Genomic DNA, 22,624 nt, shown 5'->3' with positions numbered 1-22,624 from the left:
ACATAAATATATAGATAGGATTGTTTTGATATTTGTTATCCTTAGTCTTATTATAACGATTGGTTTCATGTTACCGGGACATTGGGGTATAACACCAGTTTATCAGTTACCAGCTTATGCTTCTAAGTTATTTGATCAAAGTTATGTCCATACTATCGATATACAATTGGATAATCCACAGAATTTTTTTGATCAGGCACAAGCCAAAGAATATCATGTATCTTCTATAACGATAGATGGTGAAACCTTTGATATGGTAGGTTTAAGAGTGAAAGGGAATAACTCATTAGAGCTTATTGATCGTTATGGGTCGGATCGCTTTAGTTTAAAAGTAGAATTTGATCATTATGATTCAGGATATCATTATTATGGCTTAGATAAGTTTACATTAGATTGCTCTTTTCAAGACAATGCCTATTTAAAAAACTATATAACTTATGATATGATGTCTTTTATGGGAGTCCCATCTCCTCTAACAAGTTATGTCTGGGTGACAATTAATCAAAAAGATTGGGGATTATTTTTAGCAATCGAAGAACCAGAAGAAGCTTTTATAAGAAGAAATTATGGAAGAAATCATGGTGTGCTTTATAAACCGGGATATACAGATGTTTATGCACCCAATAGAGATTTAGCGTTACAGTATATTGATGAGAATATTGAATCGTATCCTAATTTATTTGATAATGCAAAATTTAAGATAACTGAAGCTGATAAAAAAAGATTAATTCAATCATTAAAAATCTTAGATGATAATCAAAATATTGAAAAAGCTGTCAATATAGATGAAGTTTTAAGATATTTTGTAGTACAGGTTTTTGTAGTGAATTTAGATAGTTATTTAGGTCCGACTGGGCATAATTATTATTTATATGAAGAAGATGGTATGATTTCAATGCTTCCTTGGGATTACAATTTGGCATATGGCACATATTCACTGGGAATGCCTAATCCTAGTAATGATATAACAAGGTATGTCAACTTTCCAATCAACACACCTTATACTAAAGAAGTTATGTTGAATAGACCATTATATCATCATGTTATGCAACATGATGAATATTTCAAACAATATCATCAATATTTCCAACAATTGATCAGTGAATATTTTGAAAGTGGATATTTCCAAAACAAAGTAGAAGATACAATTAAAATGATAGATTCTTATGTGCAAAAAGACCCAACTGCATTTTGTTCTTATCAAGATTATCTTTTGGGTGTAGAAACGTTTCAAGAGTTTTGCTTATTAAGATCAAAAAGTATTAGAGGACAACTCGAAGGACAGCTACCTGCCAATCTTTCTCAACAAAATGAAGAATCACCAAGAATAGACGCTTCACATATAAGATTGGAAGATATGGGAGAAATTGCAGATTTATATCAATGAAAAAAGCGACATTTGTCGCTTTTAACTTTAATCTAAATCTTCTCCATGATTTTCAATCACTTTTTTATACCAGTAGAAAGAATCTTTACGATAACGATTATAAGTTCCATGACCTTGATCATCTTTATCTACATAAATAAATCCATAACGTTTACGCATTTCTCCAGTACCTGCTGATACTAAATCAATACATCCCCACGTTGTATATCCAATCAAATTGACACCATTATCAATTGCTTTTCCCATTTCTTTAATATGATCTCTTAAATAATCAATACGATAATCATCATGAATGCTTCCATCTTCCTCTAATGTATCATAAGCACCTAATCCATTTTCTACAACCATTAGTGGTTTTTCATAACGATCATAAATCATTTCAAGATAATAACGTAAACCTAAAGGATCTTGTGCCCAACCCCAATCAGAATATGTTAAATAAGGATTTCTAGCTCCAGCAGCAAAGTTACCAGAAACCATATCATCTGTTTCATGTGTTGTTTCAATAGAAGACATATAATAAGAGAATGTATACATATCGACACAACCATGTTTTAAATCTTCTAAATCTTGTTCAGTGATATCTAATTGAACATGATGTTCATTCCATAATCTTTTCGCAAATGTTGGATATTTTCCTTTACATTGAACATCTCCACAATAGAAAATACTTTTTTCCCACATATGACGATTTGCCATAATATCTTTTGGGTCACATGTTCCAGGGTAGAATGTAATGCCACAAATCATACAACCAATCATATTGTTTGGATCAATTTCATGACCAATTTGTACAGCTTTTGCACTCGCAACAAATTGATAATGAAGTTGTTGATAACCTTGTTGATGTTCTTTATCTCCAGCATGATTGCCAAAAAGATTTAACATCATGATTGTGTTATTAATTTCATTAAATGTGAGCCAGTATTTCACTAACCCCTGATATTCTTTAAAGCAAGTTGTCGCAAAACGCACATAGAAATCAATAAGCTGACGATTGTTCCAGCCACCATAATGTTCTTCTAAATATAATGGTGTATCAAAATGCCAGATTGTCACTAATGGTTCAATACCATGTTTTTTACATTCCAAAAAGACAGAACGATAAAATTCAACACCTTTTGGATTGGGTGTTTCTTCATCACCATGAGGATATAAACGTGACCATGAAATAGACAGTCTAAACATTTTAAATCCCATTTCAGCAAGTAATGCGATATCTTCTTTATAATGATGATAAAAATCAACACCATCATGATTAGGGTAATAATAATCATCTAAAACAGCATATTTGGCCCCTTCAGGGATAGGTTGACCATTGATGACTTTACCAGGTTTTCCATCCTTATCAATAAATGTCACATATCTTGGTTCTTTTACAGAACCTCCTGTTGTGACATCTGTTTTGGCTGGTCCACGACCATCTACATTCCATGCTCCTTCAGCTTGGTTTGCAGCAATTGCTCCTCCCCATAAAAAATTGTCTTGAAAACTCATATCTTTCATTCCTCCTTATATTTATTATTTTAAAGGGAAATGATGAAAAAAACAAATATTTCATAAGTATAATCGGTTATGCCTTTGGTAAATAACTTTTTTTAAGTTCATTTAATAATATTTGAGCTACAGGTGAAAAGACTTGATATTTTTTCCATACAATATACATAGGTGATTCAAGGACTGGTTCTAGAGGACGAAAACATAAATTGCTGTCTTGACCAGTATATATTAAATGATTAAAAGTTAAAACATATCCCATACCTTCTTCAACCATGATGGATGTATTATAGGCTAAATCATATGTAGCAATAATATGAAGCTGATCTTGTTGATCACCTAACCATTTTGGAAAATCAGCCTGTAAAGATTGACGAGAACAAATTAAAGGAACATCTAATAAATCATTGAGATGAATTTTCTGTTTTTGAGCTAAAGGCATATCTTTTCTAGCAATAATACCCCATTGGTTAGCAGAAGGAATTTTTAAAAAGTTATACTTTCTGGAATCTACATCTTGCGCAATAATCGCAAAATCTAATAATCCTCGTTCCAATCTTTCATCAATAGCATCGGTTGCACTGCTATGAAGATGAAAGCGAATGTGAGGATAGTGCATTTGGAGTTGATGCAATATATGAAAGAAAGAGTGTAAATCTTTAGATTCAGCACAACCAATATGAATATCACCACCATTAATTTCATCAAGTGCTTTAAATTCATCCGTTGTTTTATTTACCAATTCTAAAATTTCTTCAGCACGTTTTCTTAACATCATCCCTTCTTCTGTCAGTTTAATAAAGTAATTACTACGCACAAATAATTTTTTCCCTAATTCTGCTTCTAAATCTTTTAGTTGTTTAGATAATGTTGGTTGAGAAATATGAAGACGAACAGCAGCTTTTGATATGTTTTTTTCCCTCGCTACTTCTAAAAAATATCTTAAAACACGTATTTCCATAAATAAAACACCTCTTAATGATTATAACATAGTTATTAAAAATAAGAATAATTAAATATAGATATTAAATATTTTACATATCTATAGACTGTTTATATAATGAAGATGGTGGAGGTGATGGAGTGGATGAAAAGATATCAAAAGAGCTAAAAGACAATCTGATAGATGCAGGGTGTCAGAATGAACTTATTCAAACATGTATGGATTGTATCAAAGTGAATAACATTGATATGCTTGATTTTCACTTACAAAAACACCGTCAATATCTTTTGGATTGTTTACACAAATATCAAAATGAAATAGATTGTTTAGATTATTTGCTTTTTCAAATAGAGAAGGAGGGTGGGATATGAGATTTATAACATTAAACAATGGTATTTCAATGCCTCTATTAGGTTTAGGAACATGGGATTTAAGAGGGGAAGCAGGGAAACAGACTATTATTCAGGCATTGCAGGTAGGTTATCGTTTGATTGATACAGCCAGAATGTATGGAAATGAAGTCATTGTAGGACAGGCAATTATCGAAAGTGGAATACCAAGACAGGTTATTTTTATTACAACAAAGCTTGAATCTTCATGTCAAGGCTATCAAAAAGCCAAGCAAGGGATAGAAAAATCGTTAAAAGATTTGCAGACAGATTATATTGATTTATTGCTGATTCATGAGCCTTACACACAATCATTAGAAATGTATGAAGCTATGAAAGAAGCCTACCATCAAGGAAAAGTAAGAGCAATTGGTATTTCTAATTTTTAAGGACATCATTATGATTGGTTTATTGAACATTGTGGCATGATACCTGCTGTTCATCAAATTGAATCACATGTCTATCATTCACAGTTAAAATTTAAGCAAAGAATGGAAAAAGATGGTGTACAAATGGAATCGTGGGCATCTTTTACAGAAGGTAGAAAAGATATTTTTCATGAACCAGTATTAACAAATATTGGAAAGAAATATCGCAAAAGTGCTGCTCAAATAGCTTTGACGTATCTAATACAAAATGGGATTGTTGTGATTCCTAAGACATCACATAAAGAAAGAATGATTGAAAATATGAATGTTTTTGATTTTGAATTATCTGATGATGATATGAATTTGATTCAGACATTGGATCAAGGTCAATCATTGTTTCATTGGTATGATTAAATCATGAAAAAAATAATGATTATACTGACTTTCTTATGTGTATGTTTATGTGGATGTCAAAACAATGAAAATAAAGTGACAACTGATGTGAAATCTCATCAGACACAATACCAATTTCATTTAGATGATGGATATGTGACATTAAATAGTGGTTATGATATGCCTACTAATGGAATAGGAACATATAGTTTAACGGGTGATGAATGTTATAACGCTATAACGAGTGCCTTACAATCAGGTGTTAGACTGATTGATACAGCTTATATGTATCATAATGAAGAAGAAATAGGAAAAGCTATCAGAGATTCTCAAGTCAATAGAGAAGATATTTTTGTAATCACAAAGATATATCCAAGTCAGTTTGATGATCCTCAGGCAGCTATTGATTTAGCTTTAGAAAAATTGAATATTGGTTATATAGATATGATGTTGTTGCATCATCCCGGTGATGGAGATGTCAAAGCTTATCATGTGATGGAGGATTATGTGGAACAGGGAAAAATTCGTTCTATTGGTTTATCTAATTATTATATTGAAGAATTGGAAGACTTTTTACCACAAGTCAATATAACTCCAGCTTTAGTTCAAAATGAAATCCATCCCTATTATCAAGAATTAGATGTTGTTCCATATATTCAAAGTCATGGTATTGTGATGCAGGGATGGTATCCTTTTGGTGGTAGAGGACATACTGAAGAATTATTGAATGATGAAACCATTGTATCTATTGCAGATGCTCACAATGTCACAGCGGCTCAAGTCATATTAAGATGGAACTTACAAAGGGAAGTCGTTGTGATACCGGGTTCAAGTAATCCTGATCATATTCAAGAGAATACAGAGATTTATCATTTTGAATTAACAGAAGATGAAATGAAAAAAATAGAAGCTTTGAATCGTAATGAAAAACATGATTGGTATTAATGGAGGAAGAAGAAATGGAAGAAAAATTAAATTTAGTTAAAGAATGGGATAAAACATTCCCAAAAAGTGAAGAAGTGAATCATCGTAAAGTAACGTTTCATAATCGTTATGGAATCACTTTAGCTGCTGATTTATATGAACCGAAAACATATGAAGGAAAATTATCGGCTATTGCAGTGTGTGGACCATTTGGTGCAGTGAAGGAACAGGCTTCTGGTCTATATGCTCAAGAAATGGCAAAAAGAGGATTTTTAACGATAGCTTTTGACCCATCATATACAGGTGAAAGTGGTGGAACACCAAGATATATGGCTTCACCAGATATCAATACAGAAGATTTTCAGGCCGCTGTAGATTTCTTATCTGTTCAAGAGAATGTTGATCCTGAAAAAATCGGTATTATAGGTATTTGTGGTTGGGGTGGACTTGCTTTAAACACTGCATCTATTGATACAAGAGTCAAAGCAACAGTCGCTTCAACAATGTATGATATGTCAAGAGTGGGTTCAAAAGGATATTTTGACGCTAATGATAGTGAAAAAGAAAGATATCAGTTACGTTTTAACTATAATGCACAAAGAATCAAAGATTATAAATCAGGAACATATCAAAGAGCCGGAGGTGTTGTGGATCCATTACCTGAGGATGCTCCATTTTATGTGAAAGATTATTATGATTATTATAAAACACAACGTGGATATCATAAACGTTCATTAAATTCTAATGAGGGATGGAATGTAATTGGGACAATGTCATTTTTAAATCAACCTATTCTACAATACACAAATGAAATTAGAAACGCCGTATTGATTATTCACGGTGAAAAAGCCCATTCTTGTTATATGAGTCAAGATGCTTATCAAGCTATGATGAATCATAATCCATGTCCTGATAATAAGGAATTGATGATTATTCCTGATGCAGTGCATACGGATTTGTATGATCAGATGGACATCATTCCATTTGATAAAATAGCTGACTTTATGAATACTTATTTGAAATAGAAAAAACGAGTTCATTATCAAGTGATAGTGAACTCATTTTTAGGTTAATCGTTTATTAATATACATCAATTTAAAAATTCTTTTCATATCTTATATTATAATAAAAAATCATGATCTGAACTCAACAAAATGAATTATGCACATCAGTCATGACTTTCATTTTTTTTAACCATATTATCTTAAAAAGCGTTCCATAGAAATATGAATGCAAAGACACAGCCCCAAGCATTTTTATTTTTATCTACACAGCTTACCATACCATAGATAAATATGAAAGTTACAATCATTTCAAGTATCCCCCAGAATGATGTACTAAATGGATGAAATAAGATACAGATAAATGCACATATTATAGCTCCAAGATTAATTTTGCTAGGATATCTTTGATTGATTACTCTACTGACAATATAATAATTAAATCCTTCAAAAAATCCCCAAAAAGTTCCAACCATAATTAATCCTAATGCTTTATAAACAATATTGCTTGCAAGTATATTATCAGTTATTAAAACAGAAAGTGGCATATATCCATCAAACTGTCTGGAAATAAGTAGATAAATGACATATGGTATAAAGAACAGTACAGATTCGATAATAGCTTTTAGTGCACCCTTTTTCCTAAGTCCCATTTTTGCAAATGTATCTTTACGAATTATACATACGATTGAACTACCTAGACCTGCAATTGAAAACTGCATTAATCCAGTTACTATAGTACGAAGTAAAATATGAATTTCATCGTTATTAATAAAGTCGTTAAGATATTTACTTAATGACATAAATAAGATAAATCCCGCTAATGTTATCACCGCTATGATCCAAATATCTGTATCTAGTCTTTTTTGTTCTACTGTTAATTCTTTTTTCATTGTTACTATCCCCTTATCATCAACAAGGTTTTCAATAAAATACATTAGAATTATTATAATGTTCTAAATTATTTTAATTCTGTACGACGAATAACTGCATAAGAACCAATTCCTAATATTGCTACAATTACAAATAATGTTAGAGCAGGGAATATATAATTAATTGTTCCATCAGTCATAAAGCCCATTGCTTGCATCAAAAATTCTACAATATCCCTAACCAATTCAGCAGAGAATACATATCTGAACAATGCAATAATCAATAAGATAACCCCGCCAAAAACAACACCTAAATATATTGAAATATTCTTTCCTACTCTGTTGATTACAAGAACAATCAAATAAAGTAAACTACAAAATGCTACGTAGAAAAGAAATAACCATAGCCAATTCATAAACAAGTTATCATACCCATATAAAGCTCCATATAATGACGAATAATTATTATTGATTAAATGCATCATGTTACCAACCACCGTATCAACGAGTGCCATTATTCCAGAAATAAAGCAGAACATTGCAATAGTTGCAATATATATATATTTACGAGTAAAACCATTTTGAATCAGCATTTTAAAATCTTCATTAAATCCTAGAACTCCTAATACGCATACATAAATCAAAGTATTTATCTCTAAACAATTAGTGCCTACATCTTCAAAGGTACCCATTATCAATCCGATAGTAATTGTAATTAATCCAACGATAGCATACTGTATAGCATAGAAGATCCAGATATACTTAAATGATGTCATACATTCATATTGAATAATAGATTTAAGATTTTTCATATTATTGGTCTCCTTTCTCGGTCAATTTGACAAACAGTTTTTGTAAATTCATGGCAGATAGTGATAAATTAGCTGTTTTAGGAAGAGGAGTTTTTTCATCTAATACATATGCAATTTTAAGGTTACTTAATTCATCGTATCCGATAACATTTTTATCAGCACAATAAGCATCTACCTCGTGTGCAAGTCCTGATACACTAAATCCTGTTTCCAATAATGAATTGACATTATTTTGAAGAAGTACCTTTCCTTTATCAATTAATACGACTTCCTCAATGATATTAGCTACTTCTTCAATAAGATGTGTCGCTATAATAATAGTTCTCTCGCTATTTTCATAGTCTTTTAATAACAAGTCATAAAACAATTCTCTATGATTCGCATCCAAACCAAGAACCGGTTCATCATAAATAACATAAGGAACATTCAAAGATAGGGCAACTGTTAGTTTGAAGATAGACTGATATCCTTTTGATAATGCCTTGAATTTCTTATTAATATTAAGATTAAATTTGTTTGCTATTTCTAATGCCTTTTCTTTATCAAAATCATCGTAGAAACGAGCGATCCACTTGAATTGATCTTTGATTTTTAAGTTAGTATCATATAAATCCGCTTCACTCATACAGAAGATCTTATCATGGATTTTCATGTTTTCTTTTGCTGGAATATCATCAATAAGAACTTCTCCACTATCAGCAAAAATACGATTGGCAATAATATTGATTAGCGTAGATTTTCCAGCTCCATTTCTTCCTAGAAATCCGTAGATCTTTCCGTGTTCAAATGAAAAGGAAATATTATCGAGTGCGATAACATCTTTATACTGTTTTGTAACATTCTTAATTTGAATTGCATTCATTGTCATAACCCCTTTCTATGAGTTTAATTATTTCATCTTTAGACATATTCAATTTGTTTGCTTCTTCTATTAGGGTTGCTATAAACTGATCGTAAAATTGACCCTGTCTTTTCTGTCGGATTTTTTCCACTGCTCCTTCTTTTACAAACATTCCTAAACCCCTTTTCTTATAAATGATTTCATCATCAACAAGTAAATTCATTCCTTTCAAAACAGTATGTGGATTGATATTCAACAATGTAGAAAATTCATTTGTTGAAGGAATTTTCGTTTCCTCTGGATATATTCCCGTGAATATTGAATCCTCTAACTGCTCTGCAATCTGAATGAATATAGGTTTTTCTATATTAGTATTTATATTCAACGAACATCACTCCTTTATAGTTTGTTAGTGGAGCAACTAACTACCTTACACCTATAATATAGATGATAATCACAAGGTTGTCAATAATTTTCTTGAATTAGCCAAAAAAATGAAAGGATTATTTATAATAAATTCACTAATTAAATCAATACGAACTGACCCTTTATAAGGATAGAAACTGGAAGATTATAGGATAAATGAAAAAGGCTGCACTTTACTTTTCTAGTGGTATACAAGCTTTTTAAATAACCTATTAAATAGTTGGAATTCATTTCTTATCATGTTATTTTAGGTGTAAGTAAGGTATTGCGCATAGAATTAACGCATTGACTTTCCCCTTACAGGAAGGTGTAACATAAATATGGAAGCAAGTTGAGAGGGGTAGATTTATGTTATCTATAGGTGAATTTTCGAAGATATGTAAAGTTTCTACAAAAACGCTTCGTTACTATGATGAAATCGGACTGATAAAACCCAGCAAAATTAATCCAGAGAATAATTATAGATACTATTCCATTGAACAGTTAGAAACTATGCTTTTTATTAACCGCCTAAAACAATATAATTTTTCTTTGGAAGAAATTAGAACGATTATTACATCAGAAGAAATGCTAAATGAAAAATTATGCTTAGAACTTTATAAGAAAAAGAAACAATTTGAAAAACAAATACAGATATATTCACAAATTACAGAACGATTAAATAAGGATATAGCAGTTTTGAAACAAGGAAAATCAATCATGTCTTATTTGAACAAGATTAATGTACAGCTTGTTGAAGTACCAGTTATGTATTTGGTTTCTATTCGTAAAATGGTTTGTAAATTTGAAATGGAAGAACAATACGCTTGTTGCTTTAATTCAATATTAAGGAAAATTCAATATGACAAATTAACTGTCAATGCTCCACCTATGGTGCTTTTTCATGGTGATGAGTTTACTCCTTTTGGATTAGATACAGAATTCGCTATTCCAGTAGAACAATTTGTTACAGGAACAAGAGATTTTTGTCCGGGACTATGCTTAAAAACAACTCTACATGGTGGATATTCTAATTTGACATCTGTTTATACGAAACAATGTGAATGGGCAGAACAAAACGGTTATGAAAACAATGGTCCTCTTTATGAAGTTTATATTACTGACCCAACACAAACTTCAAATGAAGATGACCTAGTAACGGAAATTTATTATCCAGTAAAAAAGAAATAAGCAAATGTATCAAAGATTTATATTTTGTGAATGAATATTTCTTATACAATAACGTGAAATGGAGATGAAATTGATACTATGAATAAAAAGGAACTGCACGATTTTATTAAAGAAAAACAGCCTAATATCTGTCAAATATCATGCTATAAAGACGGTAAAGAGGTTTATTCTGATGAATGGAATAATTATAAAAAAATAGGCACTTGCCATGTTATGTCTGCAACAAAAAGTGTTGTGGTATTGCTTGTAGGAATAGCACTTGATAAAGGATTTATAAAAAGCATAGACCAACCTGTATTAGATTTTTTCCCTGAATATAAAATTAAAAGAGGAGAAAAAACAATTCAACAAGTTACAATCAAGCATTTACTGACTATGACTGCACCTTATAAGTATAAGTACGAACCGTGGACTAAAATTTGTTCAAGTGATGATTGGACTATTTCAGCTTTAGATTTTCTGGGTGGAAGAAAAGGATCGACTGGAAAATTCAAATACTCTACTTTAGGCATACATATACTAACTGGCATTATATCAAAAACGAGTGGTCTAAAAGTCGTTGATTTTGCAAACGAATTTTTATTTGAACCCATTGGAGTAGAAAAACATATAAATTATTTAGCTGAAACTGCCGAAGAACATAAACATTTTATTATGTGTAAAGACCCACAAAAAAATATATGGTTTTGCGACCCTAAAGGAATAGGAACAGCCGGATATGGTTTGTGTTTTTCTGCAACAGATATGGCGAAAATCGGACAGCTTTGTTTAGATAAAGGCTTTCATAATGGAAAACAAATTGTATCTTCTAAATGGATTGAAGAAATGATAAAACCAAATTATAGATGTGGAGACGAATTTAGAAATATGTCTTATGGGTATCTATGGTGGATTGTAGATGAGAATAAACATATTTTTGCGGCCATAGGAAATAGCGGGAATGTTATATATGTAAATCCGTCGGAAAATATAGTTATAGCAGTTACATCATATTTTAAACCAACGATATTTGATCGCATAGATTTTATACAAAAGTATATTGAGCCATGTATTTCAATATAATAATTTCAATACCTTATTAATTATTAAAAAAGCAATCAATCAAAAATGTAGATGCTAATGACAAAAGTAAAGGAACTTATAAAAGAATAAAAAAGATAGTTTTTATTGGTATAAAAAAGTATGTGAATCAAATGGTGAAGATTTAAAATAAAAGATTTTGATAGGGAGAGAGTATGAAAGTTCTAGGTATTAATGGAAGTGCAAAAAAGATAGCCATACAACAGGATTAATGAAATATATTTTTGAAGAGTTAAATAAAGAAGGAATAGAAACCAAGTTAATAATTCTCTATGATAAGAAAATCAATCCTTGTCATGCATTTTGGGCTTGTCAGAGTAGAAAAAATTGTGTTTATCAAGATGATTTTCATGATGTATTTAATCAAATGATGGAAGCAGATGGAATGATATTAGGATTACCAGTTTATATGGCAAATATATCTTCATTTATGCAGGCTCTATTAGAAAGAGCAGCAGTTGTTTTAGATATGAATAAAGAGAATCTATCTATGAAATATAAAGTAGGTGCATCTATTGTATCGCTTCGACGTGGTGGAGGCTTAAATGCAGTAGATGCAATGAATCATTTCTTTTTGAATCATGAAATGATTGTTGTAGGATCAACATATTGGAATATGGTTTATAGTCAATTATCTAGAGAAGTTGAAAGTGATTTAGAAGGAATAGAAAACATAGAAAATATTGGTTAAAATATGGCATGTATTCTTAAAAAAATAAATAATGATGATTTAAATAATATTGAATAAAGGGAAGTTAATACGATTCAAATAAGCAGACATTATCAATGATGAAAGATATGTTTACTAGGGAATCGTATTTTTATTTGAGAAAATCAAAGTAAGGTTATATCATCTTTAAACAACCAAAAAAGTACATTTTATTTTTTATGAAGCCATTATTTTTAGAATTTCTATTGTTTTAAACACTATAATAATGATACCATATTATTATGATAACGCTGTTCTATATGCGATTTGATGTCTTTAGGGTTGATGGTATCATTATTAATATTTATTTTCTATTTGTAAAAGCAATAGATAACGCTAAGAAAAAAGAACGAGCAGAATAAAAGAGGAGGTCATTATGAAAATTCTTGTTTTTGATGAAGAAAAAAAGCTTGATGCTTATGTAGGAGAAACGATATGTGATTTTATTCGACAACATGATCAAGCAACAATTGGTTTTGCGACTGGTTCAACACCATTAGGTGTTTATCAATATTTTATTGATAGCTATCAGAATCACAAAGTGAGTTTTCAAAATGTACAAGCTTTTAATTTAGATGAGTATGTTGGATTGAAACCGGAACATCCTAGAAGTTTTGCATCAGCAATGAAAAATGAACTTTTTTCCCACATTGATATTTTACCTGAAAATATCAATGCTTTAGATGGATCAAAAGAAGATATGATTCAAGAATGTCAAAGATATGAATCTTTGATTGATGCCAATCCTATTGATATCCAAATTCTAGGAATTGGAATGGATGGACACATTGCTTATAATGAGCCAGGAAGTCCACTTGATGGAGCATGTCATGTTGTGGATTTACATCAGGAATCTATAGAAAGTTCACTTGATTATGGATTTGATCATATTGAAGATGTTCCTACACAAGGTGTCACACAGGGAATTGGCACAATCATGAAAGCAAAACAACTGATCATGATGGCTAAGGGAGAAAAGAAAGCTGATTTAGTGAAAAGAATGATTTATGGTGAAGTGACACCAGATTTTCCTAGCTCTATTATTCAAAGACATCCAAGTGTGATTGTCTGCCTTGATAGAAATGCAGCGAGTCAATTGAAGGAGGAAGATTATGAAAAGCGTTAAAATAGTAACAATTGGTGGTGGTTCTTCCTATACACCTGAACTGATTGAAGGATTTATCAAAAGATATGATGAATTACCTGTTAGAGAATTATGGCTTGTTGATATTGAAGAAGGGAAACATAAGTTGGAAATTGTAGGAAATCTTGCAAAAAGAATGGTGAAAAAAGCAGGAATCCCTATGAAGATTTATATGACTCTTGATCGTCAGGAAGCATTGAAAGATGCAGATTTTGTCACAACTCAATTTAGAGTTGGGCAATTAGATGCGAGAGAAAAAGATGAATTGATTCCTTTAAAATATGGTGTCATTGGACAAGAAACAAATGGTCCAGGAGGTATGTTTAAAGCTTTAAGAACAATACCTGTTATCTTTGATATTATTAAGGATTGTGAAAAATTATGTCCAAACGCATGGATTATTTCATTTACGAATCCATCGGGTATTAATGCCGAAGCTGTTTTTAGACATACAGGATGGAAGAAATTTATTGGTTTATGTAATGGACCAGTGAATATGATTAAAGATATTGAACATATTTTAAATGTTCAAGACAATGATGAATTAGATGTTAAAATCGGTGGTATCAATCATATGATTTATGCATTAGATATTACATTGAATGGAGAAAATGCGAATCGAAAATTGATTGATACAATGATTGATCAGGGAAATAGTGAATCTTTGAAAAATATTGTAGATATACCTTGGTCAAATGAATTTTTAAATAGTTATGGATATTTAGGTATTGGATATTTACGCTATTACTTACAAAAACAACAAATGTTAGAACATTGTCAGGAAGATGCTGCAAAAGGACAATGTCGAGCACAAGTTGTTAAAAAGGTTGAAAAAGAATTATTTGAAAAATATAAAGATGAAAATCTTGATGTTAAACCAAAAGAATTGGAACAACGTGGTGGAGCATATTATAGTGATGCAGCTTGCAACTTGATTTCGTCATTATATAATGATAAAGGTGATATACAAGTTGTTGATACTTTAAATAAAGGTGCTATTTCTAATATGCCTGATGATGTTGTTGTGGAAGTGAGCTGTAAAATCACAAAAGATGGACCTGTTCCTATCCCAGTCGGAGAGCTTCCTTTACAAACAGTTGGTTTAATTCATCAGTTAAAAGCTTTTGAAATTTTAACAACAAATGTTGCATTAAGTGGAAATTATGATGATGCATTAGTTGCGATGACAATTAACCCTCTTGTTCAAAGTGAAATCACTGCTAAAAAGATATTAGATGAAATGCTAGAAGCCCATAAAAAATACCTACCTCAATTTTATAAATAATGATAAAAAGACTTCAAACAATTGAATTTTGAGGTCTTTTTCCATATTTATATTTCATCCTGTGTTTCAATTGTCACAAGAATATCATTTTCTAAAATAGGCGTTGTTCCATTAGGAATAATAGATTGATGATTTCTTTGAATCATGATAATTAACTGTTTAGCAGGTAAAGAAATATCCTTAACAAGCTTATCTTTCCATTTATGTGATGAATGAATATGGGTTTCATCTAAACGAATGTTTTCTCTGTTTTCAAATTGCTTTGCGGCTAAAACAAGTAAATCTCCTTCTAATATTTCTGTATCACCATTAGGAATTAAAGTTTGGTGATCTCTTGCGATTAAAATGACTAACAAATCATCAGCATTAATATCTTTAAGCTTTAGATTTTTAAAAAGATGATTATGCCCTATTTTCATTTTCACAAAACACATATCATTATCTTCCTGATAATCATTAAATGTACGTAATATATCAACTTGTGGGTTAATCATATGACATTTCTTTGAAATCCATGGTAGAAGTGAGCCTTGAATAGAAAGTGAAAATAAGACAATACAAAAGACAAGGTTAAATAAATCAAATGGTAAATTAACTTGATAAAGCACAGCATATATCGCAAAGACGATTGATGCTACACCTCTTAATCCTGCCCATGATACAACGGTTATTTGTCGCAATGGTGAACGAAACATACCAAGGAGTACAGAAATAGATAAAGGACGAGCTACAAATGTTAAGAAAATCATAATCAAAATGGCAGGAATAATAACTTCTGGAAGTTCAGATGGTGTGACAAGTAATCCTAGTAAAAAGAAGATTAAGACTTGTGCCATTTTTGTAAGAGTTTCATAAAAATGAACCATGTCTTTTTTATGAGGAATATAACTATTACCTAAAATGATGCCACAAATATAAACACTTAAATATCCATTTCCACCAATCAGATTAGAAAAAGCATAAGTGATAATACTACTCGCAAAAATAATAACTGTATTTTCATAGCTTTCATTGACATGAACTTCATTTAAAATTTTCACTATGATTTTTCCAATACAAAAACCACACAATAAACCAAAGATGATTTGTTGAAAAATCATAACTGGTAAAGATATGTTTTGTCCTGTCATAATCATAATCACAGATATTGTTAACATATATGAAACAGGGTCATTCGATCCTGATTCAATTTCTAATAGTGAGTCTGTTCCATACTTTAAAGATAAATGACGAGAACGTAAAATGTTAAAGACAGATGTAGCATCAGTAGAAGAAATGACAGATCCAATTAATAAACTCTGTAACCATGATAAATCTAAAACATAATAAACAAATCCCGCAACCAGCAATGCTGTTAATAAGACACCGAGTGTTGATAAGACAATAGATTTCACAATTACTGGTTTGGCTACTTTCAAATTGGTTCCAAAACCACCAAAGAACATGATGAATATCAAACTGGTTGAACAAATCATTTCGGCAATCTGATAATCATTAAAAACAACACCTAAAATACCATTTTCACCTAAAAGCATTCCTAAAAGAATAAAAAACAAAAGAGAAGGAATAGCCAATTTATCTAAAAAACGATTTAATAAAATACATATAAGAATAACACATCCAACTAATACAAAATATAAATCCATCACATCATCTCCTTTTTCCAAACTATATCAAATATTTGTGTATCCCATAATAACAAAAGATGAGAAAACGAAAATCTTTGTATAGAGAATGACTGCCATACAAAGATTTTAGATAGTCTAAGAAGTCACGGGGTTTCCCAAAACGAATAAGTTTTACGGGAAATCTCTTTTTTTGTTTTCTCTTATGCTGGTTTAAAATCACGGGAAATTCTATAATGGTATTATCAGGATATATCTTCTGAAATCTATAGAAAGAAAAAAAGATGAAACCCTCCCGACCAAAGTTGAGTCTCATCTTGTCCTAACGACAATATGATAATATTAAAAACCAGCAGAAAAATCAATACCATTAATCAAAAAAATTATTCCAATGTTATCTTTTCACTGGATTTGTCTCTTCTGTCATGTCCAAAATGCTCTCATAGAGGCTTGTCTGTTCATGGCTACTATAAAAGAAACTTCAAGGACAGCTCCATCAACATCCAGAGAGTCATATGCCCTCATTGCGGCAAAACTCATGCGCTGCTTCTTTTTCCCATGATTCCTTTCCTATCTGCTGTCTCCTTCGATGATATTGTTTCCATTCTTTCTGATTCAACAGATCATCTTATTATCGAACTGTCTCACATATACTATTTCATCGTTAAGCTTGGCAACTGCCCAATAGATGAACTGCTCATCTATAAGAAATTTTCCAGAAAACTGTATTTCTCTTTTCAAACCACATGACCTTTATGTCTTTCTGCTTCCATTTCCTCTATCATGAAGATGTAGAAAAAGAAAGGACGGGATGTTTTATGAAATTACAGATTCTATTGGCTTTGGATGGTGATGACGATGTGTGATAATACCACGACCATGTCCAGCTGCATCATTTCCCAGAATGATTTCCTTGTTTTCTTCAATATCGAGGACAAGGATATCGAAACATTCGATATCCATCATCAAAAGGATGGTATCTATATTGATGTGACACTGAAGAAGAAGCCCCACCAGTGTCCTGTCTGCCTCAACATGACAGACAGAGTCAAGGACTATAGTGTCAAGCATATCAACCATTCCATACTGACAAACAAGAAATGCATCATCAATTACAGAGCTCGCAGATATAGATGTCCAAAATGCCATAAGACATTTATGGAGTCCAATCCCTTTACCGTTGCTGGCTCAAGAATCTCTCTGGCGACTGTATATAATATCCTGGAGGATTTGAGAAAGCCAAACATGACATTCAGGGATGTGGCCGAACGATACCACATATCCCAGACAACAGCTGCACATGTATTTGACTCATTTGTCTCCATATCAAGAAGACCTCTGCCTGAGTATCTGCTGATAGATGAGGTCTATGCATTCAAGTCTGCTCACAGTAAGTACGTATGCGTTCTTGTCGACTTCGAAACACAAAATATTGTCGATGTCCTTCCGTCAAGAAGAAAGCAGACACTCATGGATTATTTCTTCTCCATTCCTCTTGAGGAAAGGAAGAATGTCAAAATTGTTTCCTTTGACATGAGGGAAACATACAGAATCGTATCGAAAATCATGTTTCCAAATGCAATATGTGCAACCGACCATTTTCATGTGAAGCAGGAATTTGGAAGAAAAATTGACAGAGTGAGAATCGATGTCATGAATAAGTATTATTCCAGAAAAAAATATCTTGAGAAGAAAAAAGAAAAAACCAAGACTGAAAAGCTTGAGTTAAAGGAAGCATCCAAGCATTACTATGCATTAAAGAAATTCAACTGGATGCTCTTCTCCAATGACAATAGAATATTCGACCCTAACGAAAAGAAGATATACAATCATACCCTTGAGGGGTATTACAACTATTATGATATCCTTGAGTTCATGGTCAGACATGACCCTGTACTGGATCTAGCCTATGATCTTAAATATGAGCTGGATGAATTTTACAGCAGATCCAATGAAAAAAACGCATTGAAGAACATAGAAGAGCTGATCATATCCTTCAGGAATTCCCAGATCAAGGAAATGATGGATTTTGGGAATACACTAGTCAAATGGAAATATGAGATTGTGAATTCATTTGTGCCGGCAAATGGAAGACGCATATCAAACGGCCTGATTGAAAACAGAAACAAATCCATCAAGCTGCTGAAACACAGTTCAAACGGATACCTCAACTGGCATCGTTTCAAGACAAGAATCATGTACAGTCTCAATAAAGACTCAACATATCACCTGTATCCAATCAAAAACAAGGGGGATTTTACAGAATGGTGACAAGAAAAAAGATTTATACACTGATTGTGGACAATCATGATGTAAGCATTATCAGCAGACAACGTCTGCTGGAAGACATACTATACAGACTCAATATGATATACGAATATGCAGATGAACTGGATGACTTGACTCAGGAAATCAATCTGAAGTTAGATAAACTGATAGAAAAAGCAGAAAAAAAGAACCATGACCCATCATCAGATTATGATTCTCCTATACAGTTTTAAAATTGTGGGAAGAACAGCCTTCCCACAATTTCTTATAATCCAAAACCCCACAACCCCGTGTTATTTTAGATTACCAGATTTTATTCATCAATAAGTTTTAAACTGTTCGTTATAGTAAGCTTAATAACAGACAGTATGAGCTATATCTGGTGAAGGAAGATAAGCATAGTACTCTTGAATTTGTTGACTTAAATCAAATGAATGGGATGAGTGATTTAAGATATGATTTTGTATTTGAGGTGGAAATAGCCTTTGAATAGAATCAATATAAAGATTTCCACTTTCCGGCGTTTCACATTGAATGACCTGGTTATCTTTGTAAGTGATTTTATAAGGAATAGAAAAGCTTTCATCTTGAATAAGTTCATCATTCAACACATAGAAACTTTCTAAATGTATCCACATAAAGATATGTTGATAATGACCTGTTTCTTCAATACCATAAGGAATATAATCTGTAAAAATATGATAGTCTTCCTTATCTTTATTATAAGAAGCATTCTTTTGTTTGGATATGACATAGTCTAAGGCTTTGGAATATAGTGTGTCTTCTTTTGCAACATGTGTCATCGAATCCTTTGTTATTGGACTTAAACAAAATAGACAGATGATTATCATAATGATGACCAAAAGTGATAAGCCGATTACTTTTTTCATGAATGAAACTCCTTTTCTAATTTAATGCACAATAACCTGTTTTTTCAATAATATATTGTCCCTGTGAAGAGAGAAGATAGTCTTTTAATTTTTTTACATTTTCTTTTTGATTAGATTTTAAAGTCACACAATATAAATAAGTAGATATAGGATATGTCTGATTTTTAATATTTTCAGTCGTTGGCTCAACACCATCAACAGATAATATTTTCACATCTTCTTCTTGATGTAAACCTTCCAGGAAGTACCTAAACGTATATCCAATAGCATCTTTTTCACCATTATATTGGGCTGTATCTGAAATGATACCTGACATACCTGATATGTATTCATATTGTAAAGGCTCTTTTAGTGGAATATCTCCCATAAAGTAAGCCATCATGGCTTGGCTGCCAGATCTTTCTGGTCTTTGAAAAGCAAGAATGTCTTTGTTTAGTCCACCAACTTTCTGCCAGTTTGTTATATCACCATGATAAATATCTTTAATTTGTTGAGTCGATAGATTAGATACAGGATTATCTTTATTCACAAAGAAGACAAAAGCTTCCTGACCGATAGGTGTATATTCAAATTCGACACCAGCTTCTTTGGCTTCTGCTAATTGTGATTTTGAAGGTTTTGCGCCAAAGAACATATCAATATTCCCATTGATTAAACGGGTATAACCAACAGATGTATTAGTAAATGTGACAATTTTGCCATTAGTATTATAATAATTGTAGTCTTCTGACTCACTATATGCTTTTTCTATTTGATCAATATCTTTATAAACGGCTTTCGCAATAGCACTATAAACAGGATAACAAGCTTCTGCACCATCAAGAACAGGCATATCTTCTTTATTTTCAATGATAAAGGTACTTGCTTCTTGAAGTTCTACAAGTTGACTATCTTCAGTATATGGATAAAAAGGAGATAAGTCAGTGCTGGAATAACCATTCATATAGTCAAAGCCATGACCACCACTATATTTTCTGGCAGGTGATGTTTGGTATACATAAAAACTTGTTGTACAAAGAAGGACTAGACATAGAATTTTAACGATGTATTTCTTTATAGGAATTTGAGCTTGAATAAAAACATAAAGACTTACTAATTGAATGAACAAAAGAAGAATAGGACCAAATATCATTAGCTGATAATGGGCAGTCAAGGAGCATAGAAGTAAAAATAAAGCAAAAGGAAAATAGAGTATGTAGTAATAATTCCATAACTGAGAAGAAAGATATCCTTGAGATAATAAACTGACAATGGTTAAGCAAACTAAAATGATAAGGATGATTGTTAATTGGATTTGAAATTGATGTGGATAAAGACGATTTTTTCTTTTCAGATAGTAAGTAAACAATACAACAAGGATTGCCATAATGATAAAGGCGGTCGTGGGCATAATGAAAAGACAAATGAAAGATAAAACGAAATAAAGAAGAACATAGCGAAAAATAAAGTATTTAAGATAGTCTTTCATAATGGATATCACCTCTTAAAGATATTGTACTATAAAGATGTGTATAACAAATGAAAATATATTTTTGTTTAACATAAAATTAATGAAATATTTATAAAAATGAGTCGAACAAAAATAAAAATTATGACATTCTATGAAAAGATGACATATGAAGGAGAATGATTTATGAGTGTTATAAAGAAATATTTTCATGTTTTGATTTGTTTGATATTACTGGTTATAGGGTGCTTATTTATGATGAATCGTCAAAGTCAAGATTTTTATAGTTATCTTATTCAAGATATATCAAAAAGAGATAGTCATTTTGAAACGATTGAAAAAGTAAAATATCAGGATAATTTGTATTTTATAGTTTATCAAGACGATCAAGCTCAATGTCATTTGCTTATTTATGAAAATGTTCATAATTTATGGATGGATAACTATCAATTTTGGGGAGAGAGTTCTTCTTCCCAGGACATAGATACTTTCAATTATGCAGATTCTCATCAGGCTATGGTTGTTGTTTATGGAAAGAATAAACAAAATGCCTCTCAATATTCTTTTGTGAATAATGGGAAAGTTTATAAAAAAGAAATGAATGATTCCTATATTCTTGATATTTATATGTTAGAGGGGAGTTCATGTCATATAGCTGATTGGACTTTATATGATCAAAATCATCAAATGATACAAAATTGAAAAAATCAGCCTTGATGGGCTGATTTATTCTGTTTCCACTAAGATACAGGCAGGAACAGGTGTAATACCTTGATCGTGCATATATTGTAATAACTGGTCATCATATGTTCCTGGTTGCATCCATGCATAACGAATACCAATGCCAGACATTTCATCAACATAGTCATAAGCGTATTTTGGACTGACGACAAAAACCACAACATCTATAGGATGATCTATTGCTTCTAGATTTGGATATGTTGGGATATCATCTATATTTTGATAAATAGGAGATACACCATAAGTTTGATATCCTTTTTCTAATAAACGTTTAAATATTTTATAACCATATTTTTCTTGATTGGGAGTAACTCCCACAACTGCAAAATGATAATATTTTTCTAATATATCTTTAGGATTCATACGTTTTCACCTCAAAAGTATTATAACATATGCTTTATTTTATGCACAA

The 22,624-nt window shown here is 31.4% G+C and carries 26 protein-coding genes; 15 read left to right on the top strand and 11 right to left on the bottom strand.

From position 1 onward, the window contains the following. Positions 1-25 precede the first annotated feature (25 nt). Positions 26-1,387, top strand: a complete 1,362-nt coding sequence (locus ACGHJ8_RS13360) for a CotH kinase family protein (protein WP_390540883.1) — start codon at positions 26-28, stop codon at positions 1,385-1,387. Positions 1,388-1,414: 27 nt separating this feature from the next. On the opposite strand, the gene ACGHJ8_RS13355 is transcribed toward ACGHJ8_RS13360, so the two are convergent. Further along, a complete protein-coding gene (locus ACGHJ8_RS13355) occupies positions 1,415-2,884 on the bottom strand; it encodes a family 1 glycosylhydrolase (RefSeq protein WP_211962275.1) in 1,470 nt (489 codons plus the stop codon). A 76-nt stretch (positions 2,885-2,960) separates the two neighbouring features. After that, complete coding sequence (locus ACGHJ8_RS13350) at positions 2,961-3,845, bottom strand: LysR family transcriptional regulator (RefSeq protein WP_390540881.1); 885 nt, start codon at positions 3,843-3,845, stop codon at positions 2,961-2,963. A 122-nt stretch (positions 3,846-3,967) separates the two neighbouring features. On the opposite strand from ACGHJ8_RS13350, the gene ACGHJ8_RS13345 reads away from it, so the two are divergent. The 5 genes from ACGHJ8_RS13345 to ACGHJ8_RS13325 are packed head-to-tail and all read left to right on the top strand — an operon-like array spanning position 3,968 to position 6,926. Further along, positions 3,968-4,198, top strand: coding sequence for a hypothetical protein (locus ACGHJ8_RS13345; protein ID WP_087359128.1), 231 nt, complete (start codon positions 3,968-3,970; stop codon positions 4,196-4,198). Continuing rightward, a complete protein-coding gene (locus ACGHJ8_RS13340) occupies positions 4,195-4,605 on the top strand; it encodes an aldo/keto reductase (protein WP_390540878.1) in 411 nt (136 codons plus the stop codon). Before ACGHJ8_RS13345 ends, ACGHJ8_RS13340 begins: the two co-directional genes overlap by 4 nt. A 36-nt stretch (positions 4,606-4,641) precedes the next feature. Beyond that, the gene (locus tag ACGHJ8_RS13335) at positions 4,642-4,998 is read left to right on the top strand and encodes an aldo/keto reductase (protein ID WP_390540876.1); all 357 of its coding nucleotides are present in this window, start codon (positions 4,642-4,644) and stop codon (positions 4,996-4,998) included. Positions 4,999-5,001: 3 nt separating this feature from the next. Next, entirely contained in the window at positions 5,002-5,922 is a 921-nt protein-coding gene (locus ACGHJ8_RS13330) for an aldo/keto reductase (protein ID WP_390540873.1), read from the top strand. Between the two features lie 14 nt (positions 5,923-5,936). Further along, a complete protein-coding gene (locus ACGHJ8_RS13325) occupies positions 5,937-6,926 on the top strand; it encodes an alpha/beta hydrolase (RefSeq protein ID WP_390540871.1) in 990 nt (329 codons plus the stop codon). Between the two features lie 179 nt (positions 6,927-7,105). Here the strand turns inward: ACGHJ8_RS13325 and ACGHJ8_RS13320 are convergent, their stop codons facing one another. The 4 genes from ACGHJ8_RS13320 to ACGHJ8_RS13305 all read right to left on the bottom strand — a co-directional run bounded on the left by ACGHJ8_RS13320 (position 7,106) and on the right by ACGHJ8_RS13305 (position 9,812). Then, positions 7,106-7,795, bottom strand: coding sequence for a hypothetical protein (locus ACGHJ8_RS13320; RefSeq protein ID WP_087359136.1), 690 nt, complete (start codon positions 7,793-7,795; stop codon positions 7,106-7,108). Positions 7,796-7,863: 68 nt separating this feature from the next. Next, on the bottom strand, positions 7,864-8,418 hold the full coding sequence (locus ACGHJ8_RS13315; RefSeq protein WP_390540869.1) for a hypothetical protein: 555 nt from the start codon (positions 8,416-8,418) through the stop codon (positions 7,864-7,866). Between the two features lie 169 nt (positions 8,419-8,587). Further along, positions 8,588-9,448, bottom strand: a complete 861-nt coding sequence (locus ACGHJ8_RS13310; RefSeq protein ID WP_211962271.1) for an ABC transporter ATP-binding protein — start codon at positions 9,446-9,448, stop codon at positions 8,588-8,590. Beyond that, on the bottom strand, positions 9,429-9,812 hold the full coding sequence (locus ACGHJ8_RS13305) for a GntR family transcriptional regulator (RefSeq protein WP_211962269.1): 384 nt from the start codon (positions 9,810-9,812) through the stop codon (positions 9,429-9,431). The genes ACGHJ8_RS13310 and ACGHJ8_RS13305 overlap by 20 nt, the downstream gene beginning before the upstream one ends. A 389-nt stretch (positions 9,813-10,201) precedes the next feature. Between ACGHJ8_RS13305 and ACGHJ8_RS13300 the strand changes: the two genes are divergently transcribed. The 5 genes from ACGHJ8_RS13300 to ACGHJ8_RS13280 all read left to right on the top strand — a co-directional run bounded on the left by ACGHJ8_RS13300 (position 10,202) and on the right by ACGHJ8_RS13280 (position 15,241). Beyond that, positions 10,202-11,023, top strand: coding sequence for a MerR family transcriptional regulator (locus tag ACGHJ8_RS13300; protein WP_211962267.1), 822 nt, complete (start codon positions 10,202-10,204; stop codon positions 11,021-11,023). Positions 11,024-11,101: 78 nt separating this feature from the next. Next, positions 11,102-12,085 (top strand): serine hydrolase domain-containing protein, encoded by a 984-nt coding sequence (locus ACGHJ8_RS13295; RefSeq protein ID WP_390540866.1) that lies wholly within the window; start codon positions 11,102-11,104, stop codon positions 12,083-12,085. 229 nt (positions 12,086-12,314) lie between these two features. Continuing rightward, a complete protein-coding gene (locus tag ACGHJ8_RS13290; RefSeq protein WP_390540864.1) occupies positions 12,315-12,794 on the top strand; it encodes a flavodoxin family protein in 480 nt (159 codons plus the stop codon). 394 nt (positions 12,795-13,188) lie between these two features. Beyond that, entirely contained in the window at positions 13,189-13,938 is a 750-nt protein-coding gene (nagB, locus tag ACGHJ8_RS13285) for a glucosamine-6-phosphate deaminase (RefSeq protein WP_390540862.1), read from the top strand. Further along, a complete protein-coding gene (locus tag ACGHJ8_RS13280) occupies positions 13,925-15,241 on the top strand; it encodes a 6-phospho-beta-glucosidase (protein WP_087359770.1) in 1,317 nt (438 codons plus the stop codon). The genes nagB and ACGHJ8_RS13280 overlap by 14 nt, the downstream gene beginning before the upstream one ends. A gap of 47 nt (positions 15,242-15,288) precedes the next feature. On the opposite strand, the gene ACGHJ8_RS13275 is transcribed toward ACGHJ8_RS13280, so the two are convergent. Then, positions 15,289-16,887, bottom strand: a complete 1,599-nt coding sequence (locus ACGHJ8_RS13275) for a potassium/proton antiporter (RefSeq protein ID WP_390540860.1) — start codon at positions 16,885-16,887, stop codon at positions 15,289-15,291. A gap of 312 nt (positions 16,888-17,199) precedes the next feature. Here ACGHJ8_RS13275 and ACGHJ8_RS13270 point away from each other — a divergent pair, with 312 nt between their 5' ends. Beyond that, positions 17,200-17,616 carry a DUF6431 domain-containing protein gene (locus ACGHJ8_RS13270; RefSeq protein WP_353477938.1) on the top strand — a complete coding sequence of 139 codons (417 nt, stop codon included), beginning with the start codon at positions 17,200-17,202 and terminating at the stop codon, positions 17,614-17,616. Between the two features lie 66 nt (positions 17,617-17,682). Here the strand turns inward: ACGHJ8_RS13270 and ACGHJ8_RS13265 are convergent, their stop codons facing one another. Next, positions 17,683-18,015 (bottom strand): hypothetical protein, encoded by a 333-nt coding sequence (locus ACGHJ8_RS13265; protein ID WP_249191397.1) that lies wholly within the window; start codon positions 18,013-18,015, stop codon positions 17,683-17,685. On the opposite strand from ACGHJ8_RS13265, the gene ACGHJ8_RS13260 reads away from it, so the two are divergent. Both ACGHJ8_RS13260 and ACGHJ8_RS13255 read left to right on the top strand, forming a co-directional pair. Further along, complete coding sequence (locus ACGHJ8_RS13260) at positions 17,902-19,137, top strand: ISL3 family transposase (RefSeq protein WP_390542457.1); 1,236 nt, start codon at positions 17,902-17,904, stop codon at positions 19,135-19,137. The two genes, ACGHJ8_RS13265 and ACGHJ8_RS13260, sit on opposite strands and share 114 nt — an antisense overlap. After that, positions 19,131-19,367 (top strand): hypothetical protein, encoded by a 237-nt coding sequence (locus ACGHJ8_RS13255; RefSeq protein WP_087297048.1) that lies wholly within the window; start codon positions 19,131-19,133, stop codon positions 19,365-19,367. The genes ACGHJ8_RS13260 and ACGHJ8_RS13255 overlap by 7 nt, the downstream gene beginning before the upstream one ends. 120 nt (positions 19,368-19,487) lie before the next feature. On the opposite strand, the gene ACGHJ8_RS13250 is transcribed toward ACGHJ8_RS13255, so the two are convergent. Together ACGHJ8_RS13250 and ACGHJ8_RS13245 are read right to left on the bottom strand one after the other, a co-directional pair. Continuing rightward, a complete protein-coding gene (locus tag ACGHJ8_RS13250; protein ID WP_211962252.1) occupies positions 19,488-20,024 on the bottom strand; it encodes a hypothetical protein in 537 nt (178 codons plus the stop codon). Positions 20,025-20,040: 16 nt separating this feature from the next. Continuing rightward, positions 20,041-21,390, bottom strand: coding sequence for a PstS family phosphate ABC transporter substrate-binding protein (locus tag ACGHJ8_RS13245; RefSeq protein WP_390540857.1), 1,350 nt, complete (start codon positions 21,388-21,390; stop codon positions 20,041-20,043). 267 nt (positions 21,391-21,657) lie between these two features. Here ACGHJ8_RS13245 and ACGHJ8_RS13240 point away from each other — a divergent pair, with 267 nt between their 5' ends. Beyond that, positions 21,658-22,173 (top strand): hypothetical protein, encoded by a 516-nt coding sequence (locus tag ACGHJ8_RS13240; protein ID WP_390540855.1) that lies wholly within the window; start codon positions 21,658-21,660, stop codon positions 22,171-22,173. Between the two features lie 24 nt (positions 22,174-22,197). On the opposite strand, the gene ACGHJ8_RS13235 is transcribed toward ACGHJ8_RS13240, so the two are convergent. Then, positions 22,198-22,575, bottom strand: a complete 378-nt coding sequence (locus tag ACGHJ8_RS13235; protein WP_087359756.1) for a CoA-binding protein — start codon at positions 22,573-22,575, stop codon at positions 22,198-22,200. Positions 22,576-22,624 lie beyond the last annotated feature (49 nt).

The sequence above is a fragment of the Massiliimicrobium timonense genome (genome assembly GCF_042850985.1).
GTDB lineage: Bacteria > Bacillota_I > Bacilli_A > Erysipelotrichales > Coprobacillaceae > Allocoprobacillus.
This window is presented reverse-complemented; position numbering and strand designations above follow the sequence as displayed.

Coding starts and splice junctions, on each gene's coding strand:
- ACGHJ8_RS13235 (WP_087359756.1), bottom strand. CDS start 22,575: ATGAATCCTAAAGATATATTAGAAAAATATTATCATTTTGCAGTTGTG.
- ACGHJ8_RS13330 (WP_390540873.1), top strand. CDS start 5,002: ATGAAAAAAATAATGATTATACTGACTTTCTTATGTGTATGTTTATGT.
- ACGHJ8_RS13250 (WP_211962252.1), bottom strand. CDS start 20,024: ATGAAAAAAGTAATCGGCTTATCACTTTTGGTCATCATTATGATAATC.
- ACGHJ8_RS13340 (WP_390540878.1), top strand. CDS start 4,195: ATGAGATTTATAACATTAAACAATGGTATTTCAATGCCTCTATTAGGT.
- ACGHJ8_RS13255 (WP_087297048.1), top strand. CDS start 19,131: ATGGTGACAAGAAAAAAGATTTATACACTGATTGTGGACAATCATGAT.
- ACGHJ8_RS13290 (WP_390540864.1), top strand. CDS start 12,315: ATGAAATATATTTTTGAAGAGTTAAATAAAGAAGGAATAGAAACCAAG.
- ACGHJ8_RS13245 (WP_390540857.1), bottom strand. CDS start 21,390: ATGGCAATCCTTGTTGTATTGTTTACTTACTATCTGAAAAGAAAAAAT.
- ACGHJ8_RS13265 (WP_249191397.1), bottom strand. CDS start 18,015: ATGGCATTTTGGACATCTATATCTGCGAGCTCTGTAATTGATGATGCA.
- nagB (WP_390540862.1), top strand. CDS start 13,189: ATGAAAATTCTTGTTTTTGATGAAGAAAAAAAGCTTGATGCTTATGTA.
- ACGHJ8_RS13300 (WP_211962267.1), top strand. CDS start 10,202: ATGTTATCTATAGGTGAATTTTCGAAGATATGTAAAGTTTCTACAAAA.
- ACGHJ8_RS13350 (WP_390540881.1), bottom strand. CDS start 3,845: ATGGAAATACGTGTTTTAAGATATTTTTTAGAAGTAGCGAGGGAAAAA.
- ACGHJ8_RS13335 (WP_390540876.1), top strand. CDS start 4,642: ATGATACCTGCTGTTCATCAAATTGAATCACATGTCTATCATTCACAG.
- ACGHJ8_RS13240 (WP_390540855.1), top strand. CDS start 21,658: ATGAGTGTTATAAAGAAATATTTTCATGTTTTGATTTGTTTGATATTA.
- ACGHJ8_RS13260 (WP_390542457.1), top strand. CDS start 17,902: ATGACAGACAGAGTCAAGGACTATAGTGTCAAGCATATCAACCATTCC.
- ACGHJ8_RS13275 (WP_390540860.1), bottom strand. CDS start 16,887: ATGGATTTATATTTTGTATTAGTTGGATGTGTTATTCTTATATGTATT.
- ACGHJ8_RS13355 (WP_211962275.1), bottom strand. CDS start 2,884: ATGAGTTTTCAAGACAATTTTTTATGGGGAGGAGCAATTGCTGCAAAC.
- ACGHJ8_RS13295 (WP_390540866.1), top strand. CDS start 11,102: ATGAATAAAAAGGAACTGCACGATTTTATTAAAGAAAAACAGCCTAAT.
- ACGHJ8_RS13310 (WP_211962271.1), bottom strand. CDS start 9,448: ATGAATGCAATTCAAATTAAGAATGTTACAAAACAGTATAAAGATGTT.
- ACGHJ8_RS13325 (WP_390540871.1), top strand. CDS start 5,937: ATGGAAGAAAAATTAAATTTAGTTAAAGAATGGGATAAAACATTCCCA.
- ACGHJ8_RS13320 (WP_087359136.1), bottom strand. CDS start 7,795: ATGAAAAAAGAATTAACAGTAGAACAAAAAAGACTAGATACAGATATT.
- ACGHJ8_RS13270 (WP_353477938.1), top strand. CDS start 17,200: ATGATAATATTAAAAACCAGCAGAAAAATCAATACCATTAATCAAAAA.
- ACGHJ8_RS13280 (WP_087359770.1), top strand. CDS start 13,925: ATGAAAAGCGTTAAAATAGTAACAATTGGTGGTGGTTCTTCCTATACA.